The sequence below is a fragment of the Streptomyces populi genome (assembly GCF_002911015.1).
Classification (GTDB): domain Bacteria; phylum Actinomycetota; class Actinomycetes; order Streptomycetales; family Streptomycetaceae; genus Streptomyces; species Streptomyces populi.
Map to the genome: position 1 here is coordinate 47260 of NZ_KZ626864.1, position 15705 is coordinate 62964.

The following is a 15705-nucleotide window of genomic DNA, read 5'->3' on the forward strand; positions in this document are numbered from 1 at the left end:
CGGCCGGAAGGGCGGCGGGGCGAAGACGCCCCGACGGGGCGGACGCGCCCGCGCCTGCCGAGATCAAAGGTGGCGGCGGCGTCACTTGGTTTCGGAAGGAAGTAGCCGCAGCCGGGCGCATCGGGAGGCGCGGTCGCGATCTCAACGTACAAGTGCCACCGGGCGGCACACCAGCGATTTACGCGGTGCCGTGTTCGGACGCCCGCGCGTGTCCGCTCTCCGTGCCTCCGACCGCCGTGCGCCGGGGAGATCCGAGGTGATTCCGCGAGTTGCGACGAGTCCTGTGGCGTCCGGCGGTCGTAGTGTCGAATCCGTCGCCGAGGAGGACTTCTGATGCGCAGTGTTACCTACTCGATGAACGTCTCGCTGGACGGCTACATCGTCGGGCCGGACGGCCGCTTCGACTGGACGGAGCCCGACCCGGAGGTCTTTCGCTTCTGGATCGACGAGATCCGGGAGGTCGGCGTCCACCTGATGGGACGACGGCTGTACGAGACGATGCTGTACTGGGAGACCGCCGACCAGGATCCGTCGTTCGACGACGCCATGCGCGAGTGGGCAGAGCTCTGGAATCCGCTCCCGAAGGTGGTGTTCTCCACCACGCTGTCGGCGGTGCGGGGCAGTGCCCGCCTGGCCTCCGGCGGTGTGGCGGAGGAGATCGAGCGGCTGCGGGCCGAGCCGGGGGAGGGGGACATCGCGATCGGCGGCGCGACCCTCGCCGCCGAGGCGGCCGCGGCGGGTCTGATCGACGAGTACCGTGCCGTGGTCTACCCGGTGCTGGTCGGCGGCGGCATCCCGTTCTTCCCGCGGAGCGAACGGAGGGTGGATCTCGAACTCGTCGAGACCCGCGCCTTCGGTTCGGGGGTGATCCACCTCCGCCACCGCGTGGTTCGCTGAAGGCCGTCCGGGTTCGCTGGCGTGCTGTCCGAGAGTGAGGAGACGAGGCGCGATGTCACGCTTCACGGAGTTCGACTTCGGCGTGTCGTGGGTGATGGGCTTCTTCCACCAGGACTGGATCTACGACGGGGACACCGCCGCCGATGTCGTCGCCAACCACCTCGCGAAAGCGGTCGACGTGGAGGAGGCGCTGGCCGTACGCCGTGACGCGCGGAGTCTCGGCGGCCTTCCCTCACCGACGCTGGAGGTGCTGTGGGGCGCCGGAGCGCAGTACATGCCTGCCCTCGGGCCCTTGGGGGGAGGCGCCGAGTGGACGCGGACGGTCGTCGCCCTGTGCGACGTGCGACTGTCGGCGGACACGGACGTGCGCCCGCTCGCGGGGGCGGACGTCGAGGACGGCACGGCCCGCCTTCACGCGGTCGTCGCCGAGATCGAGGGCGCACGGTTCCTGCCGGCCGAGGTGCGTGCGGCGCTCACCGACTGCGCGACCCACTGCACCCCGGACGTGGCGTTCCGGGTGCTGCTGAGAGCCGTCACATGTGCCCCTGACGCCTCACTCTCCTCCGGGCAGTACACGAGGCTGGAGGCCATCGGATCGGACCTCCGGTACGGCGAGTTCGTCGTGGACTCCGTCCGGTACCTGGTCGAACAGCCGTAACGGAACGGACGGCGTTCCTCTCCGGGGCCGCGTCGGAGAGGAACGCCGTTCCGGGACGTACCGGTCCGCGACTGCCCCGACCTGGTGCGGGACGAGGGCATCGGGGCGGCCGGTGCCCCCACCGTTCACGAGCGGCCCGGCGACACGTGGTGACGCCCTGCGAGCCCTTGGCCCACCGTCAGACCGGAAGCCGCTCCAGCACCCCCGCGAAGTCCGTCCCCGGGGACAGGGTGCCGAACGCCTGCCCCCGGTCGCCGGCCAGCCGTGACGCGCAGAAGGCGTCGGCCACCGCGGGCGGTGCGTGGCGGACGAGCAGGGACCCCTGGAGGACGAGGGCGGCGCGTTCCGCGACCCGGCGGGCGCGCAGGGGCGCGTCCTCCGTGAGGACGAGTTCGTCCCGCAACTCCCGCCAGGCGGCGTCGAACCGGTGGTCGGCGCCGGTGGCCGTCTCGATCTCCGCGCGGAACGCCTCCAGCGAATCGGGCTCGCGCGTGAGCGCGCGCAGCATGTCGAGGGCGGTGACGTTGCCGGAGCCCTCCCAGATGCTGTTGAGCGGGGCCTCGCGGTACAACCGGGGCATGCCGGACGCCTCGTCGTAGCCGTTGCCGCCGAGGCACTCGAGGGCTTCGGCGACCGCGGCGGGCTGGCGCTTGCACACCCAGTACTTTCCGACGGCCGTGGCCAGGCGCAGGAACGCGCGCTCCTGGTCGTCGCCGCGCCGGGCGCGGTCCGCGGCGCCGGCGAGCCGCAGGGCGAGGGTGGTGGCGGCCTCCGACTCCAGTGCCAGATCGGCGATGACGTTGCGCATGAGCGGCTGGTCGATCAGCCTGGCGCCGAACGCGGAGCGGTGACGCGCGTGATGGGCGGCCTCGGCGAGGGCCGCGCGGGTACCGGCGGCGGAGCCGAGGACGCAGTCCAGGCGGGTCATGGTCACCATGTCGATGATGGTGCGCACGCCCTTGCCCTCGGTGCCGACGAGCCAGGCCACGGTGTCGTCGAACTCGGGCTCGCTGCTGGCGTTGGAGCGGTTGCCGAGCTTGTCCTTGAGCCGCTGGATGCGGAAGGTGTTGCGGCTCCCGTCGGGCAGGACGCGCGGGACCAGGAAGCAGGAGAGACCGCCGGGTGCCTGCGCGAGGACGAGGAAGAGGTCGTTCATCGGGGCGCTGGTGAACCACTTGTGTCCGCGCAGCCGCCAGGTGCCGTCGCCCCGCTCGGTCGCGGTCGTGGTGTTGGCGCGCACGTCGCTGCCGCCCTGCTTCTCGGTCATGCCCATTCCGGCGAGCAGGCCGGGCTTCTCGGCCGGGGTCCGCAGCCCGGGTTCGTAGACGCGGCTGGTGAGCAGGGGTTCGTAGACCTTGGCGAGATCGGGGGAGTGCCGCAGGGCGGGGACCACCGCGTACGTCATGGAGACGGGGCACAGATGGCCGGGCTCCAGCATCGTGGCCAGCATGAAGCCCGCCGCCCGCGCGACATGGGCGCCGGGACGCTCGTCGGCCCAGGCGGCGCCCGCGAGGCCCGCCTCCACGGAGGCGTGCATCAGCGAGTGGTAGGCGGGGTGGAACTCGACCTCGTCCACGCGGTTCCCGTAGCGGTCGTGGGTGCGCAGTTCGGGTTCGTGGCGGTTGGCCTGGTCCGCCCGGGCCTGTGCCTCCGCGCTGCCGACGTACCGGCCGAACCGGTGGAGGTCGTCGAGGTGCCAGGACGCCCCCTCCCGGCTCACGCCCTCCAGCAGCACGGGGTCGGCCGCGGCGTCGTGACCCGTCAACGGCGGTGCCTGGTTGGTCACTTCGTGTGTCACGGCGGTGGGACGGCTGTGCGCCGTGGTGGTCGAGGACATGCGGGAACCTCCGGTGTACGGGTCGGCGGGTACGGCGGGAAGCGGTGCCCGGGCGAGGTGTCGGGGCCGGTGCGGATCGAGGCAGGGCCCCGTCGGCGGCGTTTCCGCCCGGCGGGCGGCCCTAGACGGCGGGGGCGCCCGCGCATCGCAGGGCCATGGCGGTCAGGTCCGTGAGGAGCTCGTCGGTGGTGTGTCCGGACGGGGTGCCGAGCGGATCCACGAGAACCTCGCCGATCGCGCCGGTGAGCGCCGCGGCGGTGATCTCGCCGTTCTGGGCGGGCAGCAGGCCCGCCGCCATGCCCTGGCGCACCACCTCGGCGAACAACGCGCGGTAGCGGCGCCGGAATTCGAGGCGCTCGGCGCCCACCGCGGCCTCGGCCGGGGCGGCGAGCAGGGCGTAGGCCAGGCCGCGGTTCTCCAGGGCCCGGCGCGCGAACACCTCGATCCCGCGGGTGAGCCGTTCGACGGGGTCGCCCTCGCCGTCCAGCACCTCGCCGAGCACCTCCACCTCACGGCCCGCGGCGCGCCGGAACACCTCCACGGCGAGGGCCGCCTTGGACGGGAAGTGCTGGTACACCGAACCGGCCGCGATCCCGGCCGAGTCGGCGACCGCGGTCACGGACGTCTGAGCCCAGCCCACCTCGGCGACGACCGAGGTGGCGCAGGCGACGAGGTGCTCCCTGGCGGCTTCCAGCCGGCGGATCTCGGAAGGGGTCTTGCGGTAGGGCATGGAAGAAGTGAACCACCATTCAGAGCTTCCTGCCAGAGCCCGTCCGGCGGTCGGGGAGCGTCCGGGGAACCGGTCCGGGCGCGTCGACTAGGGTCACGGCATGGCGGAACGGCGAGTGGAGAGCGCACGGCGGGGGCCGGGACGGCCGCGGCAGGAACACGTCACCGCGGCGGTGCTGGACGCCGTCGTGGAACTGGTGACGGAGAACGGCATGGGCGCGCTCACCATGGACGCCGTCGCGGCCCGCGCCGGGGTCAGCAAGCCGGCGATGTACCGGCGCTGGTCCACCAAGCAGGACCTGGTGATCGCCGCCGCCGAATCGCGGATCGGGTCGCTGACCGTGCCGGACATGGGCGACTTCCGTGCCGAGCTGCGCGCCGTCCTGACGGCGCGCATGGAGGCGTACCGGCAGCCCGGTGTCGCCCGTCTGCTCGCCGGCGTGATCGGCACCGCCGCCGAGGCGGGTGCCGAGCCCGCCGCCTACCGCGCCTACACGGCACGGGTGATGAGCCAGACGCGGCACCTGCTGGAACGCGGGGTCGCCCGCGGCGAGGTGCGTCCCGACGTCGACCTGGACGACGCCGCGACCCTCGTGGCGGCCTCGCTGGTCTTCCGGATGGTCGGGGAGCAGCGGCTGCCCGACGAGGCGCTCGTCGACTCGATGGTGGACATGATCGGCCGGGCGGTGGCCGTCCGGCCCTGACGCCCGGATCTCAGGCGTCCGGCCCGGACTTCACGTGTCCGGCCCGGACACCCGGCGTCCGGCCCGGCCTTCTCCCGTACGCGCCCCGTGGGGGTTCTCCCGCATGCCCGCTCCCCGGAGCGTCCCTCCCCCCCCGGCGTTCCCCGGCGTGCCCTCCGGGCGTTCCCGGCGCGCGAAAGCCTCCTGAAATCGACCCGTCGCACCCCCTTGCCCCGTCGCCGCTCAATATCGATACTGCCGGTTACGTATTTGGTTCACCGTCGGGAGGAACCCCGTGCACCCTGTCGTGACCAGTCCCGCCGAGCGCCCGAAGCCCGTGCTGGACAAGCCCCTCATGCACTACGGAAGCCGCGTCCTGGAGCGGCTCGCCCCCGGTGCCGAGCCCTCCGCCTACGAACGCCTGGAGATCGACCCGCTCACCCCGCACTTCGGCGCCGTGCTCGGCGGGGTCGACCTGACCCGTCCGATCGACGACGAGCTCGCCGAGGAGCTGAGGCAGGCCCTGCTGGAGTGGAAGGTGGTCTTCTTCCGGAACCAGACCGGGTTCACCGCCGAACACCAGCTGGCGCTCTCCGCGGTCTGGGGCTCCCCGGAGCCGAACCCCTTCTTCCCGAAGACGGAGACCGCCGGAGTCTCCCGCCTGGCCAAGGACGCGAAAGCCGCGGGCAACAAGAACATCTGGCACAGCGATCACTCCTTCATGGCCAACCCGGCCCTCGGCTCCGTGCTGCGCGCGGTCGAGGTGCCCGCCGCGGGCGGCGACACGATGTGGGCGGACATGGCCGCCGCCTACGACAACCTGCCCGAGGACATGAAGGAGCGGATCGAGCACCTCACGGCCGTCCACGACTGGGAACCCAGCTGGGGGGCGCTCATGAACGACGAGCAGAAGGCGGCCTTCCGCCGGAAGTGGCCGCGGGCCGAGCACCCCGTCGCGGTGCGCCACCCGCGCAGCGGCCGCAGGACGCTGTACGTCAACGAGCCCTTCACCACCCGCATCAAGGGCCTGTCGGACGCGGAGAGCCGCGAACTGCTCGACATCCTGGTGCTCCAGGCGCGCATCCCCGAGTACCAGGTCCGCTTCCACTGGGAGCCCGACTCGATCGCGATCTGGGACAACATCGCGACCCAGCACTACGCGATCAACGACTACTACCCGCGGCGTCGCGTCATGGAGCGCATCGCCATCGCGGGGGTCCCGCTGTCCTGAACCCGGTCCGGGTCCGGCCGCCACCACCGCGTCCGGCCCGCACCGGCTCGACCGGCGTTCCTCTTCGATTCGAAGGACGAGACACCCGTGAAAGGACTCCCATGACCGCGGTACCCACCGTGCACCGGCCCCCGGCCGGGATCTCCCCGGCCACCGGCGGCGGCACCCGCGCCTGGACGGTGACCGCGCTGCTCGTCGTCTTCATGATGGTCAACTTCGCGGACAAGTCCGTGCTCGGCCTGGCCGCCGACGAGATCAGGTCCGACCTCCATCTGAGTGCCACTCGGTTCGGTCTCGCCAACAGCGCGTTCTTCCTGTTCTTCTCCGTGGCGGCGGTGGCCGTCGGACTCGCCGCCGACCGGCTGTCGACGAAGGCGCTCATCCTCGTGATGGCCGTCCTGTGGTCGGTGGCCCAGGTCCCCGCCGCGCTCGGTGGCGGCCTCGGGGTGCTGGTCGCCTCGCGGGTCTTCCTGGGAGCCGCGGAAGGGCCCGCGTTCCCCGTGGCCCAGAAGGCCGCCCTCGCCTGGTTCCCCGACGACCGGCGCAACCTGCCCGGCGCGCTGGTCACGCTGGGCGTCACCCTCGGTGTGATCGTCTCCGCGCCGGGACTGTCCTGGATGATTCAGCATCACGGATGGCGGGCGGCCCTGTGGACCCTCGCCGCCGCGGGACTGGTGTGGGCCACGGCCTGGGCGGCCTTCGGCGCCGACGGCGGTCACTTCGCCGGTTCCGAAGCCGGCGCGGAGGCGGGGCCGGCCACCGGTCCGGCCACCGGTCCGGCGGTCCCGCCGGCTGCCGGTCCTCGCGCCGCCACGGAAACCGTTGCGGGCGCCGCCACGGAGGCCGGTCCGCAGGCGCAGGTCCTCCGGCCGTCGGTGACACGGGCGGACGCGCCGTACCGGAAGATCTTTGCCAGCCGTACCTGGATCGGCGTCACCCTCGCCTACTTCACCAGCTACTGGTCCGTGGCCCTGATGCTCGTCTGGCTGCCCTCCTATCTGCGCAACGCCCTTGGATATCCAGCAGACTTGGCGGGCACCGTCGTCATCGCCCCCTGGCTCGTCGGGGCCCTCGCCCTGCTCGCCCAGGCGGGCATCACCGGACGCCTGATGCGCCGTGGCACCGGCAGCCGGCGGGCCCGCGGCTGGGTGGGCGGCGCGCTGCTCGCCCTCGGTGCCGCCTGCTGTCTGGCCCTGCCGCTCGCCGACGGCAGGACGGCGACCACCGTCCTGGTCGCCCTCGGCTTCGGTCTCGGGGGCTCGTACGCGACGATCGCCGCGACCACCGTCACGGAACTCGCGCCGCCCTCCCGCGGAGGCGGCGCTCTTGGCACCATGAACGCGGTGGTCACCGCGGCCGGTCTCGCCGCGCCCGCCGTCGTCGGAGCCCTGGTCGACGCCCGGGGCACCGACGGGTACCAGACCGCCGTCGTGCTGTCCGGGCTGCTCCTGGCCCTCGGTGCGGCGGCGTCCTTCCTGCTGGTCGACCCGCAGCGGGACATCGCCCGGCTCGACGGCCGACCGCCGGCCCCAACCGTCCGCCCCACCTGAGGAGTTGTTCCTTGACCACCGCCCCGGCCCTCGACACCGTTCCCCTCGACCGGGCGCTCGCCGATCTGCGCGCGAACGCCGTCATCTGGACCGCCACCCCGGTGGAGCAGCGGATCGGTCTGCTGGAGCGCCTGCTCCCGCGGATCGAAGCCGCCGCGCCGGCCATGGTCGCCGACGCCGCCCGTGCCAAGGGCTACGAGGTGACGGCCGGGTGGGCCGCGGAGGACTGGGTGACCGCGCCCTGGGCGCTCGCCCAGACCGTGGGCGCGTACCTCCATGTCCTGCGGCGGATAGCCGCGGGGAAGGAACCGCTGCCCGCCGGCGCGGTCCGGGACCGGGACGGCCGGACCGTGGTCGACGTGTTCCCGGCCACCGTCTCCGACCGCCTCCTGCTCAACGGCTTCACGGCGCAGGTGTGGACGCTCCCGGGGACCACACCCGAGCAGGTACGGGAGCGGGCCGCCCGCCCGTACCGGGGAGTCCCGTCCCGTCCGGCCGTCGCCCTGGTGCTCGGGGCGGGGAACGTACCGGCGATCACACCGCTCGACGTCCTGCACAAGCTGTACGCGGAGGGGGAGGTCGTCCTCGCCAAGACGAACCCGGTCAACGCCTACCTCCGCCCCCATCTCGAGAAGATCTTCGAGGAGTTCGTGGACCGCGGCTGGGTCCGCTTCGTCGACGGGGGAGCGGAGACGGGCGCGTACCTCACCGCCCACGACCTCGTCGACTCCATCCATGTGACCGGCAGCGAGCGCACCCACGACGCCATCGTCTGGGGCACCGACGAGCGGGCCGGTGAGCGTCGCCGCGAGGACGCTCCCCGCGTCGACAAGCCCCTCACGAGCGAACTGGGCGGTGTGAGCCCCTGCATCGTCACGCCGGGGCCGTGGAGCGCGGCCGACTTCCGCTACCAGGCTGAACACATCGTGACGAGCAAGATGAACAACTCCGGCCACAACTGCATCGCCACCCAGATCCTTGTCGTGCCCCGCGACTGGGACGGCACGGAACGGCTGCTCGCCGAGATCCGCCGGCTGCTGCGCGAGCTGCCGCCCCGCCGCGACTACTACCCCGGCGCGGCCGACCGCCTGGACGCCGTGACCCGGGCCCACCCGGAGGCCGAGGCGCTCGGCGAAGGAGCCTGCCGCCTCCTCGTGCCCGACATCGCCGACCTCGACGACCCGATGCTCACCGACGAGGTCTTCGCCAGCGCCCTGGGCGTCGTCCGGCTGCCGGGCGAGGACGCGCCGGGGTTCCTCCGCGCGGCGACGGAGTTCGCGGAATCCCGGCTGCCCGGCACGCTCGGAGCGACCCTGCTCGTCCACCCCCGCACCGAGCGTGCGCACCCGGCCGCGGTGAACGAAGCGATCTCCGCGCTGCGTTACGGGACGCTCGGCGTCAACTGCTGGTCGGCGTTCGGCTTCCTGCTCGGCTACACGCCGTGGGGCGCGTTCCCGGGGCACACGCGCCAGGACATCGGCAGCGGCATCGGATTCGTGCACAACGCCTTCATGCTGGAGGACGTGCAGAAGACCGTGCTGCGGGCGCCGTTCGCGCCGGCGCCCCGCGGCCTCCTCACCGGGTCGCCCTCGCTGTCGCCCCGGCCGCCGTACTTCGTCTCGAACAGGACGGGCCGTACGACGATGCGCCGGCTGACCGCGTACGCCGCGACGGGCCGGGCATCCGCGCTGCCCGGCATCTTCCTGTCGGCCCTGCGCGGCTGAGCGTCCCGCCCGGTCGGCCCCGGCCTCGTTGGCGCGCACGCTGTCGAAGCAGCGTGCGCGCCGGGTTCGCGCGCCCTGTCCTGTCGTCGTGCGCCCATACGGGGTGCGGCGGTGGCGTGCCGGGCGTCCGTCGCCGCGATCCTGCGCGGTGTGCCACGGACATCGCGCCCCCGGCCGCCCGCACGGGCGTACGGACCCGTTCCGCCCGGAGACAATCTCCCGACCGTGTCACGGCTCGGCCCCGGCTCGCCCGCCGTGGCGTACAAAGTCGGCTGATAGCTCGTCATACTGGTCGGGGGCGGGCTCGGGGGCGAGCAGTGACGGGGGCGATCGCGCGCGATGGCGGAGAGCAGGCTGATCCAGGGCCGGTACCGGCTCCTCGATCCGATCGGGCGCGGCGGCATGGGCGAGGTGTGGCGGGCGCGGGACGAATCGCTGGGCCGCCAGGTGGCCGTCAAGTGCCTCAAGCCGCTCGGTCCGCACCACGACCCGTCCTTCGCGCGCGTCCTGCGCGAACGGTTCCGGCGCGAGGCCCGGGTCGCCGCGGCCCTCCAGCACCGCGGAGTGACCGTCGTCCACGACTTCGGCGAGTCCGACGGCGTGCTGTACCTGGTGATGGAACTGCTGGAGGGACACAACCTCGGCCAGCTGCTGGAGGAGAACCGGCCCCGGCCGCTCGCCGTCCCCGAGGTCGAGGACATCGCCGACCAGGTGACCGCCGCGCTCGCGTACACCCACCGGCAGAGCGTCGTGCACCGTGATCTGAAGCCGGCGAACATCATGCGGCTGGCCGACGGCACCGTGAAGATCTGCGACTTCGGCATCGCCCGCCTCGGCCACGACATCGGATTCACCTCGCGGCTCACCGGAACGGGCGTCGCGATGGGCACCCCGCAGTACATGTCGCCGGAACAGATCGGCGGCTCCGAGGTCGACCAGCGCAGCGACCTCTACTCCTTCGGGTGCGTGCTCTACGAGATCGCCACCGGGGCACCGCCCTTCGACCTCGGCGACGCCTGGGCCATCCTCGTCGGCCACCGCGACACCCCGCCCGAGCCGCCCCGCAGCCACCGGGCCGACATACCCGAGTACCTGGAGCGGATCATCCTCGACCTGCTCGCCAAACGGCCCGAGCAGCGTCCGCAGGACGCCGGGGAGGTCGCCCGCCGCATCACCGCCGGGCGCACCGCGCCGATGTACGTACCGACCGTGGTGGCCCGGCCCCTGCCGGACCCGGCCGGCGAAGGGGGGACCACGGCACCGCGGTTCCCGGCCCGGCCCGGGCGGCCGCCCTCCCGCTCACCCCGGCTGCCGTCCTGGACCCAGGGCATGACCACCGGCCACAAGGCCACCGGCGCGGGACCGCGCCGTACCCCGCCCGACTCCTCGGCCGGTCTCACCGGCGAGTGGACCGTCCGCCCCTCCACCGTCGTTCCGCTCCCTCCCGGCCGGGGTGAACGTCCCGCCCCCGCGGCGGAGTCGGTCACCGCCCTGGCGGGGCGGCACAACGCCGGACTGAGCCTCGGGCGGCTCGGCCGGTGGGCCGAGGCGGGCGAGGTGCACCGCTCGGTCGCCGCCGAGCGGGAGCGGCTGCTCGGGCCCGACCACCCGGACACGCTCGCCAGCCGGTACGAGGTCGGTTTCACCCTCAGCCGCACCGGACACCCCGGCGAAGCGCTCGGCGAGTACGCGCGCGTCGCCCAGGCCAGAGAACGGGTGCTCGGGATCGGCCACCCCGACACCCTCGCCGCCCGGCAGGAAATGGCTTATGTGTTAGGGCAGTTGGGCCGGCACGTCGAGGCGCACCAGGCCTATGTGTCGGTGCTCGCCGCCCGGGAACGCGCGATGGGCCCCGACCATCCGGACACCCTGCGCTGCCGGCACAACCTCGCCTTCAACCTCAGCAGGCTCGGGCGTCTGGAGGACTCGTACCGCATGGCGGCCGAAGTCGCCGCCGCCCGCGCCCGGGTGCTCGGCCCGGCCCACCCCGACACGCTCGTCACCCGTTACGAAGTCGCCTACGTGCTCGGCCAGTTGGGGCGCTGGCCGGAGGCGCTGCACACCTACCAGGAGGTGGCCGCGGCCCGTGCGCGGGCGCTCGGCCCGGATCATCCGGACACGCTCGCCGCACGCTACGAGGTGGGCATCAGCCTCGGCAGACTCGGCCGCAGCGCACAGGCGCTGGAGCTGTACCGCTCGCTCGTCGCCGACCGGACCCGCGCCCAGGGCGCCACCCATCCCGAGACCCTGCGCGCCCGGCACGGGCTCGGCGTGAACCTCGGCCGTCTCGGCCGCTGGGAGGAGGCCCTCGCCGAGTCCCGTGACGTGTGCGCCATCCGTGAGCGCGCCCTCGGCGCAGACCACCCCGACACCCTCGTCAGCCGCCGCGAGGTCGCCGTCGGACTCGGCTGGCTCGGACGCTGGGCCGACGCCCTCACCGAGTACCGGCGCGTCGCGGCCGCCCGCGAGCGGGTGCTCGGTGCCGATCACCCCGACGCCCTCGCCAGCCGCAGCGACGAGGCCCACTGCCTGGAGCAACTGGGGCACGGACGGGAGGCGGCGGAGCTGTACCGCAGAGTGGCCGCCGTGCGGCAGCGGCAGGCGGCCGGGGGACGCTGACCACCGGAAAGGGCGTTTCGCGAGAGCGGACACCGGCCCGTGGAACGGGCCTGAGGAAAACCCGGAAAAAATCTCGGCCCGTGATGTCGAGAAGCCGTGGCCCGCTCCGTCCCAGGGGTGAACGCGCACACAATGGGGCGCACCAGTACCGAGGAGAGTCACCATGGCCAAGTACCTGCTGCTGAAGCACTACCGCGGCGCTCCGGACCCGGTGAACAACGTGCCGATGGACCGGTGGACGCCGGAGGAGATCTCCGCGCACATCCAGTACATGAACGACTTCGCGGCCCGGCTGGAGAAGACCGGGGAGTTCGTCGACGGCCAGGCACTCGCCCCCGAGGGGCAGTGGGTCCGCTACGACGGCGAGGGGCGTCCGCCGGTCACCGACGGACCGTTCGCCGAGACCAAGGACCTCATCGCCGGCTGGATGATCATCGACGTCGACAGCCACGACCGCGCCGTCGAGCTGGCCGGGGAACTGTCGGCCGCCCCCGGCGCGGGCGGCAGGCCGATCCACGAGTGGCTGGAGGTCCGTCCCTTCCTGACCGCGGCGCCCACCGTCACGGAGTGCCTCGGCCATGGATGAGGCCCTCCTCAGGAGCCTCACGCCCGGCGTGCTCACCGTCCTCGTCCGCCGCGGAGCCGACTTCGCGGCGGCCGAGGACGCCGTGCAGGAGGCTCTCGTCGAGGCGGTCCGCGTCTGGCCCACCGACCCGCCGCGGGACGCGAAGGGCTGGCTGGTCACCGTGGCCTGGCGCAAGTTCCTCGACGCGACCCGCGCGGACGCCGCCCGCCGCAGGCGTGAGGACCTGGTCGAGGAGGAGCCGGCGGCGGGACCCGCGAGCGGGGTCGACGACACGCTCCAGCTCTACTTCCTGTGCGCCCACCCCTCCCTGACCCCGTCCTCCGCGGTCGCGCTCACCCTGCGCGCCGTCGGCGGGCTCACCACCCGCCAGATCGCCCGGGCCTACCTGGTCCCCGAGGCGACCATGGCGCAGCGCATCAGCCGGGCCAAGCGCACCGTCTCCGGAGTGCGTTTCGACCGGCACGGCGACGTCGCCACCGTGCTCCGCGTCCTCTACCTGGTCTTCAACGAGGGCTACTCCGGCGACGTCGACCTCGTCGCCGAGGCCATCCGCCTCACCCGGCAGCTCGCCGACCGGGTCGACCACCCCGAGGTGGCGGGGCTGCTCGCCCTGATGCTCCTCCACCACGCCCGGCGCGACGCCCGGACCGCGCCCGACGGGAGCCTGGTGCCGCTGGCCGAGCAGGACCGCGACCGGTGGGACACCCGGACGATCGCCGAGGGCGTCGCGATCCTGCAAGCGGCCCTCGCCCGCGACCGGCTGGGCGAGTTCCAGGCCCAGGCCGCCATCGCGGCACTGCACGCCGACGCGCGCACCGCCGGGGAGACCGACTGGGTGCAGATCGTCGAGTGGTACGACGAGCTCGCGCGGCTCACCGACAGCCCCGTCGTCCGGCTCAACCGCGCGGTGGCCGTCGGCGAGGCCGACGGACCGCGCGCGGGCCTGGCGGCGCTCGCGGCGCTGGACGGCTCGCTGCCCCGCCACACCGCGGCGGCCGCCTACCTCCACGAGCGCGACGGTGACCTGGCGACGGCGGCACGGCTGTACGCGGAGGCGGCACGCAAGGCGTCCCACCTCGCCGAACGCGACCATCTGATCCGCCAGGCCGCCCGGCTCAACACCCGCCGGGAGCGCTGAGCGGCAGAGTCCGGACCCCTCCGGGAACGCGGGGGCGCGGAGGCCGTCCCGCAGGGGCGGGCGGCCGCGGTCCGAGGTGCCCGTGCCCACCCGTACGGAGTGCCGCCGCCTGCCGCGCACCCCTGGCCGCCGTAGATCACCACGTGTTACGAAGGGGCATGCCTGTACACGAGGGATATGACGCCGTGATCGTCGGCGGAGGCCACAACGGACTGGTCGCCGCCGCCTACCTGGCACGGGCCGGCCGGTCCGTGCTGGTGCTGGAGCGCCTCGGGAACACCGGTGGCGCCGCCGTCTCCACCCGGCCCTTCGCCGGGGTCGACGCGCGGCTGTCGCGCTACTCGTACCTGGTCAGCCTGCTGCCCCGGAAGATCGTGCGGGACCTGGGCCTCGACTTCCGGGTCCGGGGCCGCACGGTCTCCTCGTACACGCCCGTCGAGCGCGACGGACGGCCCACCGGACTGCTCGTCGGCGGTGGCGAGCGGCGCACCCGCGAGGCGTTCGCCCGGCTGACCGGATCGGAGCGCGAGTACGAGGCGTGGCAGCGTTTCTACGGGATGACCGGCCGTGTCGCCCAGCGGGTGTTCCCGACGCTCACCGAACCGCTGCCCACCCGCGAGGAGCTGAGGGCACGGGTCGACGACGAGGACGCCTGGCGGATCCTCTTCGAGGAACCGGTCGGCAGGGCCGTCGAGGAGTACTTCGCCGACGACCTCGTGCGCGGGGTCGTCCTCACCGACGCGCTCATCGGCACCTTCGCCGACGCCCACGACCCCTCGCTGCGGCAGAACCGCTGCTTCCTCTACCACGTGATCGGCGGCGGCACCGGAGCCTGGGACGTGCCCGTCGGCGGCATGGGCGCCCTCACCGACGCGATCACCGGCGCGGCGCGCGCCGCCGGTGCCGTGATCGAGACCGGACACGAGGTGCTGCGGATCGACACGGACGGCGAGTCCGCCGAGATCACCTACCGGACCGCCGACGGCGAGGGCGTCGTCGCGGCCCGCCACGTCCTGGTGAACGCCTCCCCGCAGGAGCTCGCCCACCTCACCGGAGACGAGCCGCCGACCCCGGCGGAGGGCGCCCAGCTCAAGGTGAACATGCTGCTCAAGCGGCTGCCGAGGCTCCGCGACACCTCCGTCGACCCGCGCGAGGCGTTCTCGGGGACCTTCCACATCGCGGAGGGGTACGAGCAGCTGGCCACCGCGCACGCCCAGGCCGCCGTCGGTGAGCTGCCCGCCGCGCCGCCCTCCGAGATCTACTGCCACTCGCTCACCGACCCCAGCATCCTCGGCCCGGACCTGGTCGAGCGGGGGTACCAGACCCTCACGCTCTTCGGCCTCCACACGCCGGCGCGGCTCTTCGAGCGGGACAACGACGCCGTGCGCGAGGAACTGCTGAAGTCCACACTGGCCCAGCTGGACGCCCACCTCGCCGAGCCGCTCGCCGACTGCCTGGCCACCGACGCGGACGGGCGGCCCTGCATCGAGGCGAAGACCCCGCTCGACCTGGAGCGGGACCTGCGCCTGCCGGGCGGCAACATCTTCCACCGCGACCTCGCCTTCCCCTACGCCCAGGAGGGCACCGGCCGCTGGGGCGTGGAGACCCGTCACGCCAACGTGATGCTGTGCGGGGCGGGCGCGGTGCGCGGCGGCGGGGTCAGCGGGGTGCCGGGGCACAACGCGGCGAAGGCGGTACTGGAGTCCCTGGGCGGCGCGGCCTAGGGCCGGTACCGCATCGGTTTGCCGTGGCCGTCGGCCGGGTCGCTCGTGCGACGCGGGCGCATGGGCAGGGCCCGATCCGCTTCCTCACCCGGGAAGCGCCTCCGGCGGTGGCAGGAAAAAGGGCCTTTGGAATCCTCGTTCTTGCTGGCCGGAGGCGCTTTTCGCCTACCTGGCCATCCGTCGGGAAATCCGCTTACGGGCAGGCGCACGGCCCGCCGCATCCGCCGCGGGCCCCCAAGTCCTCCCTCTTCCGTATCGGCGCACCTATTGGCATGTACGCCACATAAAACTGTCGTGCACCGAAAAGAAAAAGACTGAGGGGTGACTGG

General features: G+C 73.3%; 12 protein-coding genes. 10 read left to right on the top strand and 2 right to left on the bottom strand.

The window, feature by feature from the left end:
• Positions 1-333: 333 nt before the first annotated feature.
• Positions 334-897: a dihydrofolate reductase family protein gene (locus CW362_RS15375; protein ID WP_103550014.1), complete on the top strand. Its 564-nt coding sequence runs from the start codon at positions 334-336 to the stop codon at positions 895-897.
• A gap of 52 nt (positions 898-949) precedes the next feature.
• Positions 950-1555, top strand: coding sequence for a hypothetical protein (locus CW362_RS15380; protein WP_103550015.1), 606 nt, complete (start codon positions 950-952; stop codon positions 1553-1555).
• Between the two features lie 178 nt (positions 1556-1733).
• Here CW362_RS15380 and CW362_RS15385 read toward each other — a convergent pair whose 3' ends face one another.
• Positions 1734-3392, bottom strand: coding sequence for an acyl-CoA dehydrogenase family protein (locus tag CW362_RS15385; RefSeq protein ID WP_103550016.1), 1659 nt, complete (start codon positions 3390-3392; stop codon positions 1734-1736).
• A gap of 121 nt (positions 3393-3513) precedes the next feature.
• Positions 3514-4122 carry a TetR/AcrR family transcriptional regulator gene (locus CW362_RS15390; protein WP_103550017.1) on the bottom strand — a complete coding sequence of 203 codons (609 nt, stop codon included), beginning with the start codon at positions 4120-4122 and terminating at the stop codon, positions 3514-3516.
• Positions 4123-4222: 100 nt separating this feature from the next.
• On the opposite strand from CW362_RS15390, the gene CW362_RS15395 reads away from it, so the two are divergent.
• From CW362_RS15395 to CW362_RS15430, 8 genes are all read left to right on the top strand, one after another.
• Positions 4223-4825 carry a TetR/AcrR family transcriptional regulator gene (locus CW362_RS15395; RefSeq protein WP_103550018.1) on the top strand — a complete coding sequence of 201 codons (603 nt, stop codon included), beginning with the start codon at positions 4223-4225 and terminating at the stop codon, positions 4823-4825.
• A gap of 334 nt (positions 4826-5159) precedes the next feature.
• Positions 5160-6035, top strand: coding sequence for a TauD/TfdA dioxygenase family protein (locus CW362_RS15400; protein ID WP_103550053.1), 876 nt, complete (start codon positions 5160-5162; stop codon positions 6033-6035).
• A gap of 101 nt (positions 6036-6136) precedes the next feature.
• Entirely contained in the window at positions 6137-7585 is a 1449-nt protein-coding gene (locus tag CW362_RS15405; protein WP_103550019.1) for an MFS transporter, read from the top strand.
• 11 nt (positions 7586-7596) lie between these two features.
• Positions 7597-9309 (top strand): aldehyde dehydrogenase family protein, encoded by a 1713-nt coding sequence (locus CW362_RS15410; RefSeq protein ID WP_103550020.1) that lies wholly within the window; start codon positions 7597-7599, stop codon positions 9307-9309.
• Positions 9310-9648: 339 nt separating this feature from the next.
• Positions 9649-11928 carry a serine/threonine-protein kinase gene (locus CW362_RS15415; protein ID WP_103550021.1) on the top strand — a complete coding sequence of 760 codons (2280 nt, stop codon included), beginning with the start codon at positions 9649-9651 and terminating at the stop codon, positions 11926-11928.
• A gap of 163 nt (positions 11929-12091) precedes the next feature.
• Positions 12092-12514: a YciI family protein gene (locus CW362_RS15420; RefSeq protein ID WP_103550022.1), complete on the top strand. Its 423-nt coding sequence runs from the start codon at positions 12092-12094 to the stop codon at positions 12512-12514.
• Positions 12507-13652 carry an RNA polymerase sigma factor gene (locus CW362_RS15425; RefSeq protein ID WP_103550023.1) on the top strand — a complete coding sequence of 382 codons (1146 nt, stop codon included), beginning with the start codon at positions 12507-12509 and terminating at the stop codon, positions 13650-13652. The genes CW362_RS15420 and CW362_RS15425 overlap by 8 nt, the downstream gene beginning before the upstream one ends.
• Positions 13653-13810: 158 nt before the next feature.
• A complete protein-coding gene (locus tag CW362_RS15430; protein WP_103550024.1) occupies positions 13811-15376 on the top strand; it encodes a phytoene desaturase family protein in 1566 nt (521 codons plus the stop codon).
• Positions 15377-15705: the final 329 nt, after the last annotated feature.

What these genes read in the sequence shown, in the direction of transcription:
- CW362_RS15420 (WP_103550022.1), top strand. Translation starts at nt 12,092, where the DNA reads ATGGCCAAGTACCTGCTGCTGAAGCACTACCGCGGCGCTCCGGACCCG.
- CW362_RS15390 (WP_103550017.1), bottom strand. Translation starts at nt 4,122, where the DNA reads ATGCCCTACCGCAAGACCCCTTCCGAGATCCGCCGGCTGGAAGCCGCC.
- CW362_RS15400 (WP_103550053.1), top strand. Translation starts at nt 5,160, where the DNA reads ATGCACTACGGAAGCCGCGTCCTGGAGCGGCTCGCCCCCGGTGCCGAG.
- CW362_RS15380 (WP_103550015.1), top strand. Translation starts at nt 950, where the DNA reads ATGTCACGCTTCACGGAGTTCGACTTCGGCGTGTCGTGGGTGATGGGC.
- CW362_RS15395 (WP_103550018.1), top strand. Translation starts at nt 4,223, where the DNA reads ATGGCGGAACGGCGAGTGGAGAGCGCACGGCGGGGGCCGGGACGGCCG.
- CW362_RS15405 (WP_103550019.1), top strand. Translation starts at nt 6,137, where the DNA reads ATGACCGCGGTACCCACCGTGCACCGGCCCCCGGCCGGGATCTCCCCG.
- CW362_RS15425 (WP_103550023.1), top strand. Translation starts at nt 12,507, where the DNA reads ATGGATGAGGCCCTCCTCAGGAGCCTCACGCCCGGCGTGCTCACCGTC.
- CW362_RS15375 (WP_103550014.1), top strand. Translation starts at nt 334, where the DNA reads ATGCGCAGTGTTACCTACTCGATGAACGTCTCGCTGGACGGCTACATC.
- CW362_RS15385 (WP_103550016.1), bottom strand. Translation starts at nt 3,392, where the DNA reads ATGTCCTCGACCACCACGGCGCACAGCCGTCCCACCGCCGTGACACAC.
- CW362_RS15415 (WP_103550021.1), top strand. Translation starts at nt 9,649, where the DNA reads ATGGCGGAGAGCAGGCTGATCCAGGGCCGGTACCGGCTCCTCGATCCG.
- CW362_RS15430 (WP_103550024.1), top strand. Translation starts at nt 13,811, where the DNA reads ATGCCTGTACACGAGGGATATGACGCCGTGATCGTCGGCGGAGGCCAC.